This window comes from Nocardia sp. NPDC046763 (assembly GCF_040645495.1).
Taxonomy (GTDB): domain Bacteria; phylum Actinomycetota; class Actinomycetes; order Mycobacteriales; family Mycobacteriaceae; genus Nocardia.
Window position 1 is genome coordinate 151,373 of the sequence record NZ_JBEYYI010000005.1, and the last position, 17,921, is coordinate 169,293.

17 protein-coding genes are annotated in these 17,921 nt (G+C 69.9%); 7 read left to right on the forward strand and 10 right to left on the reverse strand.

Going from position 1 to position 17,921, the window contains the following annotated elements:
- Positions 1–240 precede the first annotated feature (240 nt).
- Positions 241–2,232, forward strand: a complete 1,992-nt coding sequence (locus tag ABZ909_RS10250) for an ADP-ribosylglycohydrolase family protein (RefSeq protein ID WP_356997556.1) — start codon at positions 241–243, stop codon at positions 2,230–2,232.
- On the opposite strand, the gene ABZ909_RS10255 is transcribed toward ABZ909_RS10250, so the two are convergent.
- On the reverse strand, positions 2,193–3,503 hold the full coding sequence (locus ABZ909_RS10255; RefSeq protein WP_356997557.1) for an alpha/beta-hydrolase family protein: 1,311 nt from the start codon (positions 3,501–3,503) through the stop codon (positions 2,193–2,195). The genes ABZ909_RS10250 and ABZ909_RS10255 overlap by 40 nt on opposite strands.
- A gap of 119 nt (positions 3,504–3,622) precedes the next feature.
- Complete coding sequence (locus tag ABZ909_RS10260; RefSeq protein WP_356997559.1) at positions 3,623–4,432, reverse strand: hypothetical protein; 810 nt, start codon at positions 4,430–4,432, stop codon at positions 3,623–3,625.
- 167 nt (positions 4,433–4,599) lie between these two features.
- Here ABZ909_RS10260 and ABZ909_RS10265 point away from each other — a divergent pair, with 167 nt between their 5' ends.
- The 3 genes from ABZ909_RS10265 (at position 4,600) to ABZ909_RS10275 (ending at position 8,860) form a co-directional block, all read left to right on the forward strand.
- Entirely contained in the window at positions 4,600–5,823 is a 1,224-nt protein-coding gene (locus tag ABZ909_RS10265; RefSeq protein WP_356997560.1) for a histidine kinase, read from the forward strand.
- Positions 5,824–5,954: 131 nt separating this feature from the next.
- Positions 5,955–6,614, forward strand: coding sequence for a response regulator transcription factor (locus ABZ909_RS10270; RefSeq protein WP_356997561.1), 660 nt, complete (start codon positions 5,955–5,957; stop codon positions 6,612–6,614).
- A 68-nt stretch (positions 6,615–6,682) separates the two neighbouring features.
- Positions 6,683–8,860: a protein kinase gene (locus tag ABZ909_RS10275; protein WP_356997562.1), complete on the forward strand. Its 2,178-nt coding sequence runs from the start codon at positions 6,683–6,685 to the stop codon at positions 8,858–8,860.
- Here the strand turns inward: ABZ909_RS10275 and ABZ909_RS10280 are convergent.
- Positions 8,857–9,045, reverse strand: coding sequence for a hypothetical protein (locus tag ABZ909_RS10280; RefSeq protein WP_356997907.1), 189 nt, complete (start codon positions 9,043–9,045; stop codon positions 8,857–8,859). The genes ABZ909_RS10275 and ABZ909_RS10280 overlap by 4 nt on opposite strands.
- Positions 9,046–9,437: 392 nt before the next feature.
- On the opposite strand from ABZ909_RS10280, the gene ABZ909_RS10285 reads away from it, so the two are divergent.
- Together ABZ909_RS10285 and ABZ909_RS10290 are read left to right on the forward strand one after the other, a co-directional pair.
- On the forward strand, positions 9,438–10,319 hold the full coding sequence (locus ABZ909_RS10285) for a helix-turn-helix transcriptional regulator (protein WP_356997564.1): 882 nt from the start codon (positions 9,438–9,440) through the stop codon (positions 10,317–10,319).
- Complete coding sequence (locus ABZ909_RS10290; RefSeq protein WP_356997566.1) at positions 10,316–10,513, forward strand: DUF397 domain-containing protein; 198 nt, start codon at positions 10,316–10,318, stop codon at positions 10,511–10,513. Before ABZ909_RS10285 ends, ABZ909_RS10290 begins: the two co-directional genes overlap by 4 nt.
- A 37-nt stretch (positions 10,514–10,550) precedes the next feature.
- On the opposite strand, the gene ABZ909_RS10295 is transcribed toward ABZ909_RS10290, so the two are convergent.
- Together ABZ909_RS10295 and ABZ909_RS10300 are read right to left on the reverse strand one after the other, a co-directional pair.
- Positions 10,551–10,775 (reverse strand): hypothetical protein, encoded by a 225-nt coding sequence (locus ABZ909_RS10295; protein WP_356997568.1) that lies wholly within the window; start codon positions 10,773–10,775, stop codon positions 10,551–10,553.
- Between the two features lie 65 nt (positions 10,776–10,840).
- Positions 10,841–11,335, reverse strand: a complete 495-nt coding sequence (locus tag ABZ909_RS10300) for a carboxymuconolactone decarboxylase family protein (RefSeq protein ID WP_356997570.1) — start codon at positions 11,333–11,335, stop codon at positions 10,841–10,843.
- Positions 11,336–11,422: 87 nt separating this feature from the next.
- Between ABZ909_RS10300 and ABZ909_RS10305 the strand changes: the two genes are divergently transcribed.
- Positions 11,423–12,001: a CGNR zinc finger domain-containing protein gene (locus ABZ909_RS10305; RefSeq protein WP_356997572.1), complete on the forward strand. Its 579-nt coding sequence runs from the start codon at positions 11,423–11,425 to the stop codon at positions 11,999–12,001.
- A 177-nt stretch (positions 12,002–12,178) separates the two neighbouring features.
- Here the strand turns inward: ABZ909_RS10305 and ABZ909_RS10310 are convergent, their stop codons facing one another.
- The 5 genes from ABZ909_RS10310 to ABZ909_RS10330 all read right to left on the reverse strand — a co-directional run bounded on the left by ABZ909_RS10310 (position 12,179) and on the right by ABZ909_RS10330 (position 17,919).
- The gene (locus ABZ909_RS10310; RefSeq protein WP_356997574.1) at positions 12,179–13,210 is read right to left on the reverse strand and encodes an ATP-dependent 6-phosphofructokinase; all 1,032 of its coding nucleotides are present in this window, start codon (positions 13,208–13,210) and stop codon (positions 12,179–12,181) included.
- Positions 13,211–13,280: 70 nt separating this feature from the next.
- Entirely contained in the window at positions 13,281–14,234 is a 954-nt protein-coding gene (locus tag ABZ909_RS10315) for a hypothetical protein (RefSeq protein ID WP_356997576.1), read from the reverse strand.
- Between the two features lie 195 nt (positions 14,235–14,429).
- Positions 14,430–15,383 carry a hypothetical protein gene (locus ABZ909_RS10320; RefSeq protein WP_356997577.1) on the reverse strand — a complete coding sequence of 318 codons (954 nt, stop codon included), beginning with the start codon at positions 15,381–15,383 and terminating at the stop codon, positions 14,430–14,432.
- Positions 15,373–17,208, reverse strand: a complete 1,836-nt coding sequence (locus tag ABZ909_RS10325; protein WP_356997578.1) for a protein kinase — start codon at positions 17,206–17,208, stop codon at positions 15,373–15,375. Before ABZ909_RS10325 ends, ABZ909_RS10320 begins: the two co-directional genes overlap by 11 nt.
- A gap of 57 nt (positions 17,209–17,265) precedes the next feature.
- Positions 17,266–17,919 carry a response regulator transcription factor gene (locus tag ABZ909_RS10330; protein WP_356997908.1) on the reverse strand — a complete coding sequence of 218 codons (654 nt, stop codon included), beginning with the start codon at positions 17,917–17,919 and terminating at the stop codon, positions 17,266–17,268.
- Positions 17,920–17,921: the final 2 nt, after the last annotated feature.

Here is a 17,921-nt window from a genome sequence, read left to right on the forward strand (position 1 = left end):
ACAGCCTGACCGAGGCGGTCCCGCAATCGAATTCGGCCCTCGCCGGTGTCCACCGGCGGGGGCCGTCCGCATCCACCGGCCGGGGACCGGGCGCTGTCCGCCCGGGTTGCCCGAATCCTGCTGCCAGACTTATCCGTATCCGCCCGATCGGCATCCGGCCGATCGGGCAATGCCTGCGGCGTGTCGGTCCAGACCGGTAGGCTGGCAGCGGTTCGGCGTGTGTGAAGGGTTTTCTTGGGGATGTTGCGACGCGGCGAAGTCTTCGCGGGCTACGTGATCGAGCGCGAAGTGGGCCGTGGCGGAATGGGTTCGGTCTACGCTGCCCGCCACCCACGGCTTCCGCGGCTCATCGCGCTCAAACTGCTGCACCGGGAGATGTTCGGCGAGAACGAGACTCGCCTCCGGTTCGAACGCGAGGCCGATGTCATCGCCCAGCTCGACCATCCCAACATCATCACCGTCTACGACCGTGGCGACGAGGACGAGCAGCTGTGGATCGCCATGCAGTACGTGGACGGGGTCGACTGCGCCTCCATCGACCCCTATGACCTCAGCCCCGACCGGGCGGTCGAGATCATCGTGCAGACCGCGGCCGCACTGGATTACGCGCACGGGCGCGGCGTACTGCACCGGGATGTGAAGCCCGCCAATATCCTGCTGTCCCGCTCCGGCGGCATCGGCGCCGGATTCGCCGAGCGGGCGCTGCTCAGCGACTTCGGCATCGCCCGGGTGCTCGACGACACCGCGCACCTGACCCGCACCGGCATGCTCAATGCCACCCTGGCCTACGCCTCCCCGGAACAGCTCACCTCGGCGCCCATGGGGCCGCGATCGGACCAATATTCCCTAGCGTGCACGCTGTTTCGGCTGCTCACCGGGCACGGGCCGTTCGACGCGCCGAATATCGCGACCGTCATGCTCGGGCATCTGCAATCGCCGCCGCCCGAGGTGAGCCTGCTGCGGCCCGAGCTGCCCGCAGAACTGGACGCGGTGCTGCGGAAGGCGCTGTCCAAGGATCCGCGCGACCGCTACGACACCTGCTTCGAATTCGCGCAGACCGCGTGGGAGACGGTGGCCGAACCGGTGTCGCTGGTGCGGCGGCCGCGCGGGCCGGTCGCGGACCGGCTGCCGCGTCCGGACACCGTGCTCGGCTGCCTGTTCGGCGGCGCCGTCGGGGACGCGCTGGGCGCGCCGATCGAGACCATGCTGCTGCCGAACATCCAGCAGCGCTACGGGATCCAGGGCGTCACCGGGGAGGGCAGCGGCTACCGGGGCCGTATCTCCGACGAGACGCAGCTGGCGCTGTTCACCATGGAGGCGCTCATCCGCGGCGCGCGGGCGCGCGGGCGTGGCACCGCCGCCGCGGTGGGCATGATCCAGGAGAACCTGCTGGTGTGGCTGCGCGGGCAGGGGCAGGCGGCGGTGCCGGAACAGCCGGTGCCGTTGCAGAGCGGGCTGACCGGATACCCGGAGCTGATGACCTACCGGGGGCCGACACAGACGACCATCTCGGCCATGCTGCGGGTGGCGGCGCGGCAGCAGCCCGGAATTCCGCTGGGCACCCGCGATCATCCGATCAACGACTCCAAGGGCTGTGCGGCCACCGTGCGATCCGCACCGTGCGGGTTCATGCCCTCGCTGGAGTACGCCTTCGAATTGGCCTGTGACGCGGCGGCGCTCACCCACGGCAATCCGAGCGGCTGGCTGCCGGCGGGCGCGTTCGCGGCCATCGTGTACGGGCTGTGCCAGGGACTGGACGTGCGGGCGGCGGTGGAACAGGCTCGGGCCCAGCTGGTTCGCAACCGCGATCACGAGGAGACCACCCAGGCACTGGACGCGGCCGTGCGGCTGGCCGACACCGTGGCCTTCCGGGGACGGCCGATGCCGCCGCCCGGACTGCTGGAGCCGCTGGGCACCGGCGTCATCGGGTCCGAGGCGCTGGCCCTGGGGGTGTGCGCGGCAGTATGCGCCGAAAACGTGGGCGGCACACCGGAACAGATCTTCCGCAACGGCGTGCTGCTGTCGGTGAATCATTCCGGGGACAGCGACTCGACCGGCGCCGTCTGCGGTGCGCTGCTCGGGGCCCGGCTCGGGGTGCACGCCATCCCCGCACCTTGGCGGGCCGGCCTCGACGCGGCGGCCGCCATCGAACGGCTGGCCGCCGACTTCACCCGCGAATTCCGCGGCGCCGCTCAGCAGCCCGGCATGACCGTGCCCTGGTCGGCGCCGTAGCGGTGACCGTGACCGGGCGGGGCGTCGAGCGCGCCCAGCAGGTCGGCGGTGGTCTGCAGGAAGCTGATCACCGGAAGCCAGTGCGGGACCGGCGCGTCCGGGCGGGTGCCGGTGAGATCCGGTGCGTGCCACAGCAGAGCCGGCGACCAGTGCACCACCGGATCGGAGGCATTGGCCAGTACCGTCGCGCGGCCGTGCTGCACCTGCCCGGCGGGCGGGCCCGCCCAGAGCGCGCCGCAGACGCGGCGGTCCTGGTCGGCGGCATCGGTGAAGACGGCGCTGCCGCCCAGCGCGCCCAGGCTCTGGCCGTAGATGTAGAGCTTCGGCGGATTCGGTAGCGCCGCAATCCTCTGCTCCACGGCCCGGAACAGGGCGCGGGCGGATTGCTCGGCGGCGCTGCGCCCGAAGACGAAGGTGACCCAGCTCGGGGCGTCGGAGTACTGCAGACCGACCAGGGCGACATCACCGCCGAAGCGGGCGTCGAGACCCTTGGCCGCATCGCTGTCGATCCAGCCCGAACCGGTCGGCACCGTCACCACCAGATTGCGGCGCTGCAGTCCGCCGGTGCGCTCCAGCTCCCGAATCGCCAGCGCCACCCGGGAATCCAGATCGGGCGCGGAGTTCAGCCCGACATAGACCCGCGCGGTCCGCGCCGGCGCCCCCGCCACGAACCGGCGGCCCTGCGCTCCCAGCGACGGCCAGCTCGCCATCGACACCGGACTACCCGACCGCGTCGGCGAATCCGGTTGCACCAACTCCGGATCCACATACGAATTGGCCGCCGCATAGGCCGCCCGCCGCCACTCCACCACCGTCGGCACGATCACCAGCTGCCCCGCCATCAGCAGCGCCACCCCCGCCGCGATACTGCGCGCCCGTCCCAATCTCCGCACCGCCCAGCCCACCCCGCGCGCGACCGCGACCGCCACGACAACCAGCGGAACGGTCCACGCGAGCCACTGCGCCCAGTACCACGGTCCAATCCCGCCGACCCCCATGGCGGCCCGTAGCTTGTTCTGCCACTGCTCGGCACTACTCATCGCCATCCCGACCAGCGCCACCGCCACGATCAATGCCGGAACCCGCCCGCGCGGCAGGTGCGCGACCCCGAATCGAGTCCACCGCAACACCATCCGGATGACCGCCGCGAGCCCCAACCCGATCAGCACCACGAGTGCGGTCAGCATCGCCTGCGCCGCCGGCGTCCGCGGCAGCAGCCCCGGCGCCAACGAGATCATGGTCCCGCCCGCCACCGCCACACTCGTCTCCACCCGCGGCACTCGAAACCACGCCCACCCGAACCGCATTCGAGACGAGCCAGGGATGTCGGCTGCCACGGTCGTGGCTTCGGCCCGATCGAGCGGTGCGCTCGTGATCTCGGGTGGGCGGGTCACAGCGCCACCGCCACGCCGTCGAGTGTGCCGGGTCCGCGCTCTGGCGCGAGGCTGACCCGGCGGGAGCGCCTGCGGCGCACGAGAATGGTTGTCGCGGTGGCCAGCCCGGCGGCGAGTCCGATGCCGGCGAGGGTGAGGGTGGCGGGGGAGGGGGCGTCGCCGGAGGGCTCGAAGAAGGGCTCGTAGATGGGGTTGCCGTAGTCCTGGCGGATGGAGTTCAGGTCCACGGCCGTGGTGGCGACGCTGGCCATGACCTGACATTGGGCGCGCGAGACCGGGTTTTCGCGGGTGTCGCAGGCCGCGTGCATGCGTCGTTCCAGCGCGGCGTCCACGGTTTGCCGGGCCCACGGGCCGAGCGGCTGGCCGTGCGCGGCGGCGTAGCGCAGCAGGTCGTAGCCGAGATCGTGGGATTTGCAGGCCAGATCGAATTCGGCGGGCAGGGGGACGGGGGAGGAGCAGTCACCGTTCGGGTTGATCAGCATGCCCGCCTCGATGACCGGGCGGTACCCGGCTTCGGTCACGAAGTCCTCGGGGATGACCGTCGGGTCCGGTTGCGCGGCAACCGCTTGCAGGATTCCGGTGCGGGCGGCCGCGTTCTCCGGCGAGACCGGAATGCCGACCGCAGCGCCCCCGGCCGGGGCGAAGGCCACGCCGGCCGAGCATACGATGGTCGCGGCCGCGGCGAGCACGCCGACCCGGCGCAACCGGTCCGCCGGCGAGCCGCTGGCTGGGTGGCCGACGGCTGCCGCGGACCGGGAGGCGGTGGAACGGGGCGAAGTCCTGCGGGAATTCGGGAACGCTCTCATGGGTCTCGACGCTAGGAATCGGGCTCCGACCGGGGCCTCAGCCTGCGGGGCGGTTCCGGAGTGGGCGGGTCGGGGGAGGCCGGAGCGGGTGTCGTACCCGGGTAGGGGGTGGGAGATCACTCAGGGGTATGAGGTGCGGGCGGCGCGGAGTCTCTACGGTCGAGGGCATGGTCGGAAATATGTCTGGGCAGGCCCGTGTCGCACGGGCGCGGCAGGTGTTCGACGGGTTCACGGTCCTGCTCGCGATCGTCTTCATCGCGGTGGCCTGGCCGACGCTGCATCTGACGCACAAGGTTCCGGCCGCGGCCGCGCCGTTCATCGCGGGCTTCGCCGCGTTCCCGATTCTGCTGCTGCGAGTGAATTCGCCACTGGGATGGGCGGTTTCGGCCGGTTCGGCGCTGATGATCGCGCTCGCGGTGCCGCATCAGCCGGGCAATACGATCCCGTTCCAGGTGGTGCACATCCTGGTGCTGTTCGCCCTGGTGTTCGCGGTGGCCGTGCGCGCCCCCATCCGGATCGTGGCCGTGGTGTGGGTGGCCACCTCGCTGCTGTTCGCCACCGCCATGGCCCAGACCGGGGACAGCTTCGCCGAATCCGGGTTCGGCTGGCCGCTGGCCATCACCGGCCTGGTGGTGTTCGGCCTGCTCATCCGGTGGGTGGTGCTGTCGCGGCAGGCGCTACTCAAATCGGAGGAGGAGACCGAGCTGGAGCGGGCCCGCCGCGCCATCCTCGAGGAGAAGGCGCGCATCGCCCGCGACCTGCACGATGTGGTGGCGCACCACATGTCGATGGTGGTGGTGCAGGCGCAGACTGCGCCGTATCGGATCACCGGGCTGTCGGCCGATGCCCAAGCCGAATTCGAGTCCATCGGCACCGGTGCGCGGGCGGCGCTCAACGAGATCCGCGGCATGCTCGGCGTCCTGCGCAGTGACGGGCAGCTGCCCGAGCATGCGCCGCAGCCCTCGGCCGCCGACGTCCCGGGTCTGCTCGAGGGCGCGCAGCGTGCCGGGGTGCCGCTCACCTGGACCGTCGACGGCAGCCTCGACACCGTGCCCGAGACCACGGGCCTGGCGCTCTACCGGATCGTGCAGGAGTCGCTGGCCAATGCGTCCCGGCACGCGCCCGGGGCGGCGGTGCGCGTGGACCTCGGCTGCGCAAGCGAGCTGACCCTGACCGTCGCCAATGATCGGCCGATCGCGGTGCGGCCGGGTGATCACTCGGGCACGTCCGGCAGCGGTATCGCCGGTATGCAGACCCGTGCGGCCGCGGTCGGCGGCGTGCTCACCGCCGGGCCCCGACCGGACGGCGGGTTCGAGGTGCAGGCCCGGCTGCCGCTGGCGCCCGTGCCGAGTGCCGCGGGCAGGGCGGAGGTGCTCGGCTCCGGCCACTGAGTTCGGGGTTCCGGTCACCGAGCCGGGTCCGGCCCGGCGAGCGCGTGCGATGGAGGGGGTGCGAAGTAGTCGTCGCGCGGGCCGTTCCGGTCGGGGCATGGCAAACTCGGTGTCGTGCGTGAGGTGGGACTGTGGCGATAACCGTGTTGATCGCCGACGATCAGGCGATGGTGCGGCAGGGGTTCGGGGCGTTGCTGGCGGCGCAGCCCGATATCAGCGTGGTCGGGGACGCGTCGGACGGGAAAATCGCTGTGGCCGAGGCGAAACGGCTGCGCCCCGACGTGGTGCTGATGGATGTGCGCATGCCGGAGATGAACGGGCTCGACGCCGCCCGCTCGATTCTCTCCGCCGGCTTCGAACCACCGGTGCGGGTGCTCATGCTCACCACCTTCGATATCGACGACTATGTGTACGAGGCCCTGGGCATCGGGGCCAGCGGGTTCCTGCTCAAGGACGCGCCCGCCGAGGAACTGGTGCGCGCGGTCCGGGTAGTGGCCGCCGGTGACGCGCTGCTCGCGCCGACCGTGACGCGCCGGCTCATCGCCGATGTCACGCGTCGCCGCGCCCGGCGCGCGCCCGCGCCGCAGCTGTCGGTGCTCACCCCGCGGGAACGCGAGGTGCTGGAGCTGGTGGCGCGCGGCATGTCCAATGCCGAGATCGCTGAAAGCCTTTTTGTCGCAGAACAAACGGTGAAGACGCACGTGTCGAAGGTCTTCACCAAATTGAACCTGCGTGATCGGGCGCAGGCGGTGGTGCTGGCCTACGAAACGGGACTGGTGACCCCGGGCTGACCTGCCCGGACAGGGTTTCGACGGGTAGGCTCACGGACTTGTACGTCGCCGGAAGGGGGTCGTAGCCAGTGCTGAATAGCGGTGACGTGTTCGCCGGGTTCACCATCGAACGACTGCTCGGACAGGGCGGGATGGGCTCGGTCTATCTCGCCCGGCATCCCCGCCTGGGCAAGTTGACGGCACTGAAGCTGCTGAACCGGGAACTGTACGCGGACAGGGAGATACGCGCCCGATTCGAACGCGAGGCGGATCTGGTCGCGCGGCTGGACCATCCCAATATCGTCGAGGTGTACGACCGCGGCACCGAGGACGAGATGCTGTGGATCTCCATGCAGTACGTGGACGGGGTGGACGCCGCCGGCATCAATGTCGCGACGCTGCCGCCCGAACGGGCGGTGCAGGTGATCGAAGGGGTGGCCAGCGCACTCGACTACGCGCACGGCATGGGGGTGCTGCACCGGGATGTGAAGCCTGCCAACATCATTCTGGCCCGCGCCGTCGCCGGCCACGGCGAGCGCGTCTTCCTCACCGACTTCGGCATCGCCCGCCTGCGCGAGGACTCCACCCACCTCACCCAGGCAGGCATGTTCACCGCCACCCTCGCCTACGCCTCGCCCGAGCAGATGACCGGCGCCCACCTGGACCCCACCACCGACCAGTACTCCCTGGCCTGTGCCCTCTACTGGCTCCTGATCGGTGCCGGCCCCTACGACTCGCCGCACCCCGCCGAACTCATCCGCGGCCACCTCCAGCTCCTTCCGCCCCCCGTTTCCCTGCGCCGCCCCGGCCTCTCGCCCGCCATGGACGCCGTCCTCACCAAGGCCATGGCCAAACGCCCCGCCGACCGCTTCCCCACCTGCACCGACTTCGCCAAGGCCGCCCGCCGTGCCCTCTCCGGCCCCCCGGTCCAGCACTCGGTCCACCAGCAGCCCCTCCATCCCACCTACCCCAATCCCCCCGCCCCCCAACCGAACTACGCCCCCCAGCCCTACCCCGGCCAGGCCTACCCGGCCCCGCCCCAGCCGTACCCCGCCACGGCGCTGCCACCCCAACCCTCGGCCTATCCCGCACCCCCGCAGCAACCGCTCGCGCCCAATTACCCCGCGCCGCAACCGCAGTCCGCACCCCCCGGCTCCCAACAGCCCGTCGGTGCCCCCGGCTACCCACCGCCCGCACAGTCGGCGGGGCCGCAGCCACAAGTCCCCGCGCCCGCTGCCGCCCCGACCTACCCGCCGCCCCCGTATCAGTCCGCCTACCCCGCGCCGGCACCGCAGGCGGTACCGGACGCCGAGCCAACGGATGCCGGGCGGGTGAATCGGTTGGCGGATGCGCATGATGCGTCGCAGCGGCCGACGGATGTCGTTCCGCAGCCGGTGGTTTCGGCGGGGCAGCCGGAGGAGTCGTCGACCGGGCTTGCCGCGTCGGGGACCGACCGGCCGGAGCGGGCGGGATCCGCAGCGGCGGGTGAGGATTCGTCGAGTTCGGCGGGCGGTGGTGTATCGGGGCCGTCGGTTGCCGGCGGAACGGGCGAATCGGATTCGGGGGAGCGGGGTCTCGGCGGGACCACCGGGTCGCCCGGCTCCGAGGGGATCATCGCCGAGCCCGTGACGGTACTGACACAGCCGGTTGTCGCGCCGCCGGTGTCCGCGGCATCGTCGGCCGCGGCTGAGTCGACAGCGGTTGCGGTGGCCGGCGAGTCGGACGAGGCGGGTGCGGCTGCCGGGGCTGCGGAGATGCGGGCGACCGAGCCGGTCTTGGATGGGGAGGCCGCGGAGTCCGGCCCGCCGCGGTCGGATGGCGCTGTCGGTGCAACGGATTCCGGTGGCGCTGAGGACGAATCGGGTGGTGTGGCGCGGCATCCCGATTCGGGGGCGTACGTGCCCGATGCGACGGACGGTAGCGGCTGGTCGGACGGTGTAGGCGGAGCGGGGAGCGTAGGCGGGGTGGCGACTGAGGGGGCGACGTCGGGTTTCGCTGTGTCCGAGCCGGTTTCGGGCGGAATCGCCGGAACGACGGGTTCTGGTCCGGCTGCTGGAATGCCGGGATACGGGGGCTATGTAGGTGGGGTGCCGGGCGGCCCCGGGTACGGTGGGCCGCCGTTCGGGGGAAATCCGGTGCAGCCCGGGCTGATTCCGACATCGCAGCGGGCGGAGGCGTCGCAGCTCACCGCCGTGGTGGTGCTGGGGCTGGCGGTGGTGGCACTGGTGCTGCTGGTGGTTGTCGCGGTGCTGGTTGTGTCGGGCTAGGCACGGGGGTACGGGTCGGCTCGGAGGCCGAGGACCATTTGGCCCTTGTCGACCAGGATTTGGCGGGCGCGGCGGCGGACCAGGCAGTTGTCCACGGTGCAGAACTTGTGGATCTGCATGGCTTGATGGGCCTGGGTCAGGGCCAGGTCGCCGGGGTCCATCGTGCAGTCGAACAGATACATCATGGTGTCCACCGGGGGCAGTGCAGGGGGCTGAACAATTCGCGGTCCGGCACTGGTGCTCGGCATGCGGCGCATCCGCGCCGGGCCTCGCCAAGCCTATCGAGATTCCTGAGGCCCCACGTCGCATTCGGATCCCTTGTCACGCCTGGTCATACCGAGCGACCGCGGAGCGGCCGGGAGGGATTGGGTGCGCCCGGCTCGGGGACGAGTGGGTCCAGAGATATCGGGGCTCCGGCTTCTCACCGGGCGCGACTCCAGTCCAGCACCGTTTCGGCGAACCGGCAATCGAAGCCCGGACGCGGTGGGAAACTTTCCGAAAGCTCCAGGTCGGCATTCATATCGCGTGGGAGCATCATTCGCAGTGACCGAAAACCGCGTTCGTGGGGGAGGATTCGATGTCGGAGCATGGTTCGACTCTGCCGCGTCGTCAGCTGGGGCGATACCTGCGGGAGGGTCGGATGCAGTGCAATATGACGATCGCCGAGGCGGCGGGGCTGATGGAGTGGAGCGAATCGAAGCTGCAGCGGCTGGAAACCGGTAATGCCGAGAAGATCCGGGTCCTCGACGTCCGGGAATTGTGCCGAATCTACGACTTCGACGATGAGTTCAGCTCCGCCCTCACCGGCCTCGCGCAACAGGCCAGCGTCAAGTCCTGGTGGCACGAATACGACGATCTGATTCCCGAAGGTTTCAATATGTATGTGGGCCTGGAGGCTTCGGCCCGCGCCCTCATCTCCTATCAGCCGGAGATCGTCCCGGGACTGTTCCAGACCGCCGAGTACGCAAGGGTCCTGATCAATGATTACTGGCCGGCTGCTGCACATGACGAACTGGACCGCCGCGTGCAGTTGAAGACGCGTCGTCAAAGCCTCCTGACGCGCAGGCGAAGTCCGGCCACCTTCGACGTCGTGGTGCACGAAACCGCATTACGTCGGATTGTCGGCGGCCCGCGAGTGATGGCCGCGCAGCTGCGACGCGTCGCGGACATGTCGACGCTGCCGACGATCGCTGTTCGTGTACTACCCTTCTCGGCGGGCATACCGATCGGTCACACCGTCGGCCCGTTCGTGATCCTGGATTTCGGCCGGGATTCGGGCAACCGGCCTGTCGAACCCACGGTCGTCTACCTGGAGAACTTCCTCGGCGACCTCTACCTGGAGAAGCAGGCCGCGGTCGACCGATACCGCGAGGCGTACCAAGCGATCCGGCGCGCCGCGCTGGACGAGACGACCAGCAGAGACCTCTTGCGGAGGGCAGCGAAGGAGTATGCGACGTGACCGTCGAACCCGGCGTCCGGTGGTTCAAGAGCGCCCGCAGCACCGGCGCGAAGGAATGCGTGGAAGTCGCTTTCCTCTCCGGTGGCGTCGGCGTCCGGGACAGTAAGAACCCCAGCGGTCCGACGTTGATCTTCCCGCCGGCAGACTGGGATCGTTTCACTGCCGCCCTGGCCGCCGGGCGGTTCGACGACTGAACCTCGGCCCGGCGGAATCCGGTGGCGGCACTGGGAATCAGGCCGTGCGGGCGGTAGCGGCACGGGCGGAGTTGAGGGTGACCGCGGCGGCGTTCCAGATGGCGTAGGCGCTCACCGAGTAGGGCACCCAGGTCGGGTGGTGGATGACGAGCAGCACGATGGTGGCGACGGCCAGCGCCACCGCGCGGATGACGATGCCGTTGTGGAGCAGGCTGCGCAGCACCTGCGCGTCGACGAGGCTGGTGGTCTTGACGGCGTTCATGATTTCCGACCTTAAGAATTCGCACGGGGCCCCGAGGGAGCCGATCGCGTCAGAAACGGGACAGATTACGCGGCGGGCCAGTCGTTTTCGGTCTCGCCGACCTTGTTGACGTAGTTGGTCAGGGTCTGCAGGGCGACCAGGGCGACGATCTCGAGCACCTGCTCCTGCGTCCACCCCGCGGCCAGTGCGGCGGCCGGGTCGGCCTTGCCGCGGCTCTCGGTCAGTTCACGGGCGAAGGCAACGGCCGCAGCCTCTTTCGGGTCCGCGGAGGTGCCGACCTTGGCCGCCTCCACCTCGGCGTCGCTCAGCTTGGCGACCCGCTTGCCGGTGAAGGTGTGCGCCGCGACGCAGTATTCGCAGTCATTGGCCGCGCCGACGGTGAGCGCGATGCGCTCGGAGGTCGGGGTCGGCAGCGTGCCCTTCTTCAGTGCGCCGGACAGCCCGAGGTAACCCTCCAGTACCACGGGCGCGTTGGCCATCACCTTGGTCATGTTCGGCACCCGGCCCATCCGCTTCTTGACCTCGTCCAGCAGCGGTGCGTTGTCGATCGGGGTGATCATGATGTCCTCATCTTTCTAACGGAAGATCGTGCCTCTGTACGTTAGAACATAATGGAGCAAAAGCGCAATACCCGTTAGAATGTGGACATGGTCGATCCCTTGGCACTCCGTTTGGCGAACACCATCCGCGCCACCAGCCGTGGCCTCACGGATGCCTTCGGCACCCCCGAATCCACCCGGGAGTGGCTGGTCGCCAATGCCGCGAATCTCGGTGTGTACCTGGACCTCGAGGCGTACCTGCCCACCGAGGACGAGCGCGCCGCCCTGGCGGACCTGCGGCAGAACGTGCGCGCGCTGTTCGCGGAATACGTTGCGCCCCAGCCGCCCAGCTCCGCCGACGCCGCGGTGCTGCCGGCCTTCCCGGACGCGCTGGCCGCCATCAACCGCGCGGCCGCCCCCGCGCTGCGGCTGCTGGCATGGGACGACGCGGGTCCGCACACCGAGCACCGGTTGCTGACCTCGGACGACCTGGCCACCGTCATGGCCGGACTGGCCGACGCCACCGTCGAGTTCTTCTCCGGCCCCGAGGCCGCCCAGATTCGCGTCTGCCCGGCCCCGCGCTGCGTGCGCTACTTCCTGAAATCGCATCCGCGCCAGGAGTGGTGCTCGGTGGCATGCGGCAACCGCGCCCGCGCCGCCCGCCACTACGCCCAGCACCGCGACTGAGTTCAGCGCCGCCACCGAGCCCGGCATCGTGAGCGAGCTCGGCAGCCGTTGCGAGTCGAGTGCTGCGACCGAGTCCGGGGCCGCGGTCGATCTGTCTCCCGCAACGCGACACGGCCCTCGCACCGATAGGTGCGAGGGCAGTGTGCCGCAGTGTGTTTCGGCTCGGAGCGACCCGGCTCAGCCGAAGAAGGCGGCCGCCTCCCGGTACCGATCCTGCGGCACCAGCTTGAGCTGCTTGGTGGCCTCCGACAGCGGCACCAGTTCGATCTCGGTGCCGCGCAGCGCCACCATCTGCCCGAATTGCCCGGCGTGCACGGCTTCCGCGGCGTGCACGCCGAAACGCGTTGCCAGCACACGGTCGTACGCGGTCGGGGTGCCGCCGCGCTGCACGTGCCCGAGCACCGTCACCCGGACTTCCTTGCCGATGCGCCGCTCGATTTCCGGCGCCAGCTGCTGGGCCACGCCGGTGAACCGCACATGCCCGAATTCGTCGATGCCGCCATCGCGCAGGGTCATGGACGCGGGGGCGGGGTGCGCGCCCTCGGCCACCACGCAGATGAAGTGCGAATCCCCGCGCTGGAAGCGGCGTTTCACCATGGCGCAGACCTCGTCCACATCGAACGGCACCTCGGGCACCAGCGTCAGGTGGGCGCCGGAGGCGATGCCGGAGTTGATGGCGATCCAGCCGGCATGCCGTCCCATCACCTCGACCAGCATGACGCGCTGGTGGGATTCGGCGGTGGTGTGGATCCGGTCGATGGCCTCGGTGGCGATGGAGACGGCGGTGTCGTGGCCGAAGGTGGTGTCGGTGCAGTCGATGTCGTTGTCGATGGTCTTGGGAACGCCCACCACGGGCACGCCCTCGTCGGCCAGCCAGGAGGCGGCGGTCAGCGTGCCCTCGCCGCCGATGGGGATGAGCGCGTCGATGCCGTTGTCGTCGAGGGTCTGCTTGATGCGGGGGAGTCCGGCGCGCAGCACGTCCGGATTGGTGCGCGCGGTGCCGAGAATGGTGCCGCCCTTGGTGAGCAGCCGATCGGTGCGATCATTGTTGAGGATCTGGATCTTGCGATCCTCGAGTAGGCCGCGCCAGCCGTCCTGGAAGCCGACGATCGCATCCCCCCAGCGGCCGTTCGCGGTACGAACGACAGCACGGATCACGGCATTGAGGCCTGGGCAGTCTCCGCCTCCGGTCAAGACTCCGATGCGCATGGTCCCCATCTTGCCCTGAGTTCGGCGACCTGTGATCCCCGCCCCCGTGAACCGCGGGTTACGGTTTCCGCTAGCCGGCGGTGCAGGTACCGCCCTTGAGTTCGTCGAGGTGCTTGCCGACCATGGCGGCGATCTTGGTGAGGATGGCGGTGCCGTCGTCGAAGGAACCGGAATTGGGCTGAGTGGCAACCGCGATGGCGATCTGGCCGCTGTCCACGGGGATCAGTCCGAATTGCCGGACCAGGTAGTTGCCGCTGGGATCGGGTCCCCAGCCGCCCTTGAAGATCGCGCCGTCCAGATTGCCCAGCCCCCAGCGCTGGGTGGAGCTGATCTTGCCCATCAGCGAGGTGACGTCGTCGGACTGCGCCAGGCAGGGGAGTTTGGCGGCGAATTTCAGCTGATTCGCCAGCGACCATTCGGCCTGGCCGAAGGCGGAGTAGTCGGCCCGGGCGCGGGTGGCGGGCACCGTGGTCTCGGTGTCGCCACCCTCGCGTAGCACGTCCTGGACGGTCTGGGCCGCGACCTCGGGGCTCCCCAGCGACTGCCAGAGGGTGTCGGCGGCGGTGTTGTCGGAGTATTCGATGGCGTTGACCGCCGCCGCCTGATTGCCCGAACTCTTGCGCAGCGCCGCCAGGGTCAGCGGGACCTTCATGGTCGACCAGCCGGGCCCGGAGCTCCAATCGCCCAGGGCCAGCACGCGATCGGTACCCACCGGCATCACGGCCAGCCCGACCTTACCGGCCAGCGACGGCTTCAGGTCGTTGGTGAAATCCCAGGCCAACGAGCCGGGCAGCGCCATGACGGTGGTGGGGCTGGCGGCGCTGGGCGCGGCCGCGGCCACGGTGTTCTTGTCCGGGACCAGTACCGGCTTGCTGCTGCACGCGGTCAGCGCCCCGACCAGCACGACCAGCGCTCCGCATCCCCGTGCGAGCCGCCGTCCGCGCCAACGGGATCCGTACCCCGCATCGCGTGCGCTGTCCAGTGCGTCGCGCTGGTCAGCGTTCCGCGAATACGGTGCGTGCACCCCGTAACCTCCATCTGCCCCGGTGTCCGGTGCGTTCCCTGTTCCTAGCGGACGCATCTGGACCCGTCAATCGCAAGGATTGTTGTGGGTCAGGACACTGGCGGTCAAACCCGGTGGGTATGGACGTTTTTCACCGGCTCACGCCCGATTCGGGGTGCACGCTGGGCATTTTGAAACGGAAACGCGCAGAATGTGTTAGCGCGAGCAGAGTCCGCCGTGCAGGTCGGGCAGATGGTCGCCGACCAGCAGCGCGAGCTTGTCCATCATGTCCGTGGCGTCATCGAAGCTGCCCGAGGTGGGCTCGGCCGCCAGCGCCACCGCCACCGGTCCGTTCAGCGTCGGGACCAGCCCGAACTGGCGGACGGTGTACTTCCCGGTGTCGTCGTCGGGACCCCAGCCGCCCTTGAACTCCGCGCCGATGAGCCGGCCCAGGCCCCAGCTCTGGCTGGGGGTGATCTCACTCATGAGCGAGACCACGGAATTGGCGCGCGGCAGGCAGGGCAGCCGGGAGGCGAAGTGCACCTGATCGGCCAGCGACCAGTCGGTGGCGCCGAAGGCGAGCAGATCGTCGGACTCCATCGCGGCCAGCTTGGTGTGGCGCGCGGCGACGTCGGTGGTGGCGTCGCCGGCCTCGCGCAGCACCGCCTCGACCGCGTCGGCCGCCTCGCTGCCGGTGCCCAGAGAGTTCCAGAGCGTCTGTGCCGCATCGTTGTCGGAGAAGGTGATGGCGGCCTCGGCGGTGGAGCGCATGCCCACCGGATCGTGACGCAGCGCGGCGAGCGCCAGCGGCACCTTGATGGTGGACCAGGCGATGCCGGTGCTCCACTCACCCAGCTGGGTCATGTCGCCGCCGCCGACGGGCATGACCGCCACGCCGACCCGGCCGTCCAGGGTGGCCTTCAGATCGTTGAAATCCGCTGCGAACGCGATGGATTTCGGCAGCCCGAACAGCTCCGGTAAATCCGGTCCGATCATGCTCGGGACCGGTAGTGCGGAGCTGTCGCCGACCGGTTTGATATCATCCGACTGCGCCGAATGATGCTGTGCGGCATTGAGATTCACGCTACAAGCCGAGACGGCCAGGACGGCCGCCATTGCCAGCCCGCGCACAAACCCCTTGCGACAGGCCGGAATTGGATCAATAGACATACACCACCGCGTTCTCACCGCCGACGCAGGTCACCAATTTGCCTGCGGCCGTGCAGTTCATCGTGTAAGACCGGCCGGTCACCGGGCTCACTGCCACCACACTAACTGCCGAAGCCGGTCGGCCAGAAGCCGCGTCGGCATAGGCTCGGCGAACCTCTTCCGCGAAAGGACAGGTCGTGACCGTGTTTCCGATCGCGGAACTGGCGTAACCGCTGAGCGCCGCATACACCGGTGGACACGACGTCGCTCCCGCCGGCAATTGCACAGTGGTGGGAGCCGGCGTCGTCGCCACCGGGCCCGTCTGCTGCGAGTGCGGGGCCGTGGTGCCCGGAACACCCTGTGCTGCCGTCGTTATGGGTGCTTCGTTCCCGGAGCGGTCCAGGACTTGCCAGCCCACCGCACCGGCGACGGCGGCCACCGCGACCACCAGCACGCCGATGGACAGCGGCGCCGCCATCGACTTGCCTTTACGCCGCTTTCCCGGCTCCCGGGGCGGCGGCTGGACGATGGGGTGATCCGCGGTCGGGTACAGCGAGGGATCGGGCGCCGGCGCGTACGGGAAGTCCCGTTGCTGCGCCTGGGCGTGGCCCCAGACCGCCTGCTGCTGCGCGTCGGCCGGCAGCGGCGTGTAGTGGAAATCGCTGACCCGCACCCGGGTCGGATCCGACGGCAGGATGACCGGCAGATCGCCGGTGGGCGAGGGTTCCTCGACGGCCGGGAAGGATCCGGTGATGTAGGCCGGGATCGCCCCGGTGTTCAGCCCGAGTCCGGAACCGGGTTGCCGCACAGTGGGATCGGATGGCCGCACAGTGGGATCGGCATTCCGGGCGGCCGGCCGGCCCGCGGTCGGCGTCCCGCCCGGCATGACCGTGGTCGGCGGCCCGGCGGGCGCGCCGGTCGGCAGCACGGTCGTCGGCGGCGGGCCGACCGGTGGACCCGGCGGCACGGTCCGGCCCGGCCGGGGCGGCCCGGCGGGCGCGGGCAGCGGCTGACCACCGGCCAGCGCCGCCCGCGCGGCCCGGGCGAATTCGCCCGCGGTGAAGAACCGCTCGTTCGGATCCTTGGCCAGCGCCTTGGCCACCACGGCATCCAGCGCGGGCGGAATCCCGGCGCGCAGCATGCTCGTCAGCGGTGGAGGCTCCGACAGATGCGCGCGGATCAGCACGCTCATGTTGTGCGCCGGGAAAGGCTTGTCACCGGTGAGGCACTCGTGCAGCACACAGCCCAGCGAGTAGATGTCGGCGCGCCCGGAGACCGGCCCGGCGTCGAAGCGCTCGGGGGCCATATAGGCGTAGGAGCCCACGGCCGTGCCGGTCATGGTGATGGTGGAATCGCCCTCGGCGCGTGCGATGCCGAAATCCGCGAGATATGCGAAATCTGCATCAGTCACAAGGATGTTCGCGGGTTTGACGTCCCGGTGCACCAGCCCCGAATAGTGCGCGGCGTCCAGCGCGGCCGCGATCTGCTCGATGATCCCGATGACCCGCAGCGGCGGCAGCGCGCCGTACTGGTCCAGCAGCGATCGCAGATCCTGCCCGCGCACCAGCCGCATATCGATGTAGAGCACACCGTCGATCTCGCCCCAGTCGTGGATGGGGATGATGTGCGGCTCCGCCAGCCGTGCCGCCGCCTGCGACTCCCGGCGGAAACGCTCCTGGTACGAGGGGTCCTTCGCGAGTTCTTCCGGTAGCAGCTTGAGGGCGACGACCCGATCCTTGGAGGTGTCGTAGGCCTCGTAGACCTCTCCCATGCCGCCCCTGCCCAGCAGCGAGCGCAACTCGTACGGCCCGAACCTGCTTCCGGCCCGCGATGGCGGTGCATCCACCCCGTCCAACCTCCAACTCTCGGGAGGGAAGCAGACGAGGACCCGCGACCCACCCCTCTAGGAAGTGGATTCTCCCGGTGCCACTACGCCGTGGTCAAACGCAAAGACGATGGCCGCGGCCCGGTCGCGTAACCCGAGCTTCCCGAAGATATGTCCTACGTGGCTCTTCACCGTTACCTCCGAGATACCGAGTGTGCGCGCGATCTCAGCATTGAGGCGTCCGCGGCCGATCAGCCCGAGCACCTCGAGCTCGCGAACGGTCAGCTCGGACAGCCGATCGCCGCCGGGCGCGGGCGTGGGACGGGCCGAACGATAAGTGGTCAGCACCCGCGGCGTGACCGTCGGGTCCAGCCAGGAGCCGCCGGTGGCGACGGTCCGCACCGCGCGGATCAGATCCTCGGCGGGGGAGTCCTTGAGGATGAACCCGGCCGCGCCCGCCCGCAGCGCGCCCGACAGCAACTGGTCGTCGTCGAAGGTGGTGAGCACCAGCACCGGAGGCGCGTCCACGACGGTCCGCAGCGTCCGGGTGGCCTCGATGCCGCCGATCCGCTTCATACGCAGATCCATCAGCACCACATCCGGGCGGTGCGCGGTGACGGCCGCGGGCACCTCGTCCCCGTCCGCGCACTCGCTCACCGTGAAACCGTCGCGGCGGCGCAGGATTCGGCGCAGCCCGCCGCGCACCAGCTCCTGATCGTCGACGACGAGCACGC

Excerpts from the sequence above, each read along its gene's own strand:
- ABZ909_RS10250 (WP_356997556.1), top strand. The coding sequence starts at position 241 with ATGTTGCGACGCGGCGAAGTCTTCGCGGGCTACGTGATCGAGCGCGAA.
- ABZ909_RS10260 (WP_356997559.1), bottom strand. The coding sequence starts at position 4,432 with ATGAGAGCGTTCCCGAATTCCCGCAGGACTTCGCCCCGTTCCACCGCC.
- ABZ909_RS10265 (WP_356997560.1), top strand. The coding sequence starts at position 4,600 with ATGGTCGGAAATATGTCTGGGCAGGCCCGTGTCGCACGGGCGCGGCAG.
- ABZ909_RS10280 (WP_356997907.1), bottom strand. The coding sequence starts at position 9,045 with ATGATGTATCTGTTCGACTGCACGATGGACCCCGGCGACCTGGCCCTG.
- ABZ909_RS10285 (WP_356997564.1), top strand. The coding sequence starts at position 9,438 with ATGTCGGAGCATGGTTCGACTCTGCCGCGTCGTCAGCTGGGGCGATAC.
- ABZ909_RS10295 (WP_356997568.1), bottom strand. The coding sequence starts at position 10,775 with ATGAACGCCGTCAAGACCACCAGCCTCGTCGACGCGCAGGTGCTGCGC.
- ABZ909_RS10300 (WP_356997570.1), bottom strand. The coding sequence starts at position 11,335 with ATGATCACCCCGATCGACAACGCACCGCTGCTGGACGAGGTCAAGAAG.
- ABZ909_RS10305 (WP_356997572.1), top strand. The coding sequence starts at position 11,423 with ATGGTCGATCCCTTGGCACTCCGTTTGGCGAACACCATCCGCGCCACC.
- ABZ909_RS10310 (WP_356997574.1), bottom strand. The coding sequence starts at position 13,210 with ATGCGCATCGGAGTCTTGACCGGAGGCGGAGACTGCCCAGGCCTCAAT.
- ABZ909_RS10320 (WP_356997577.1), bottom strand. The coding sequence starts at position 15,383 with ATGTCTATTGATCCAATTCCGGCCTGTCGCAAGGGGTTTGTGCGCGGG.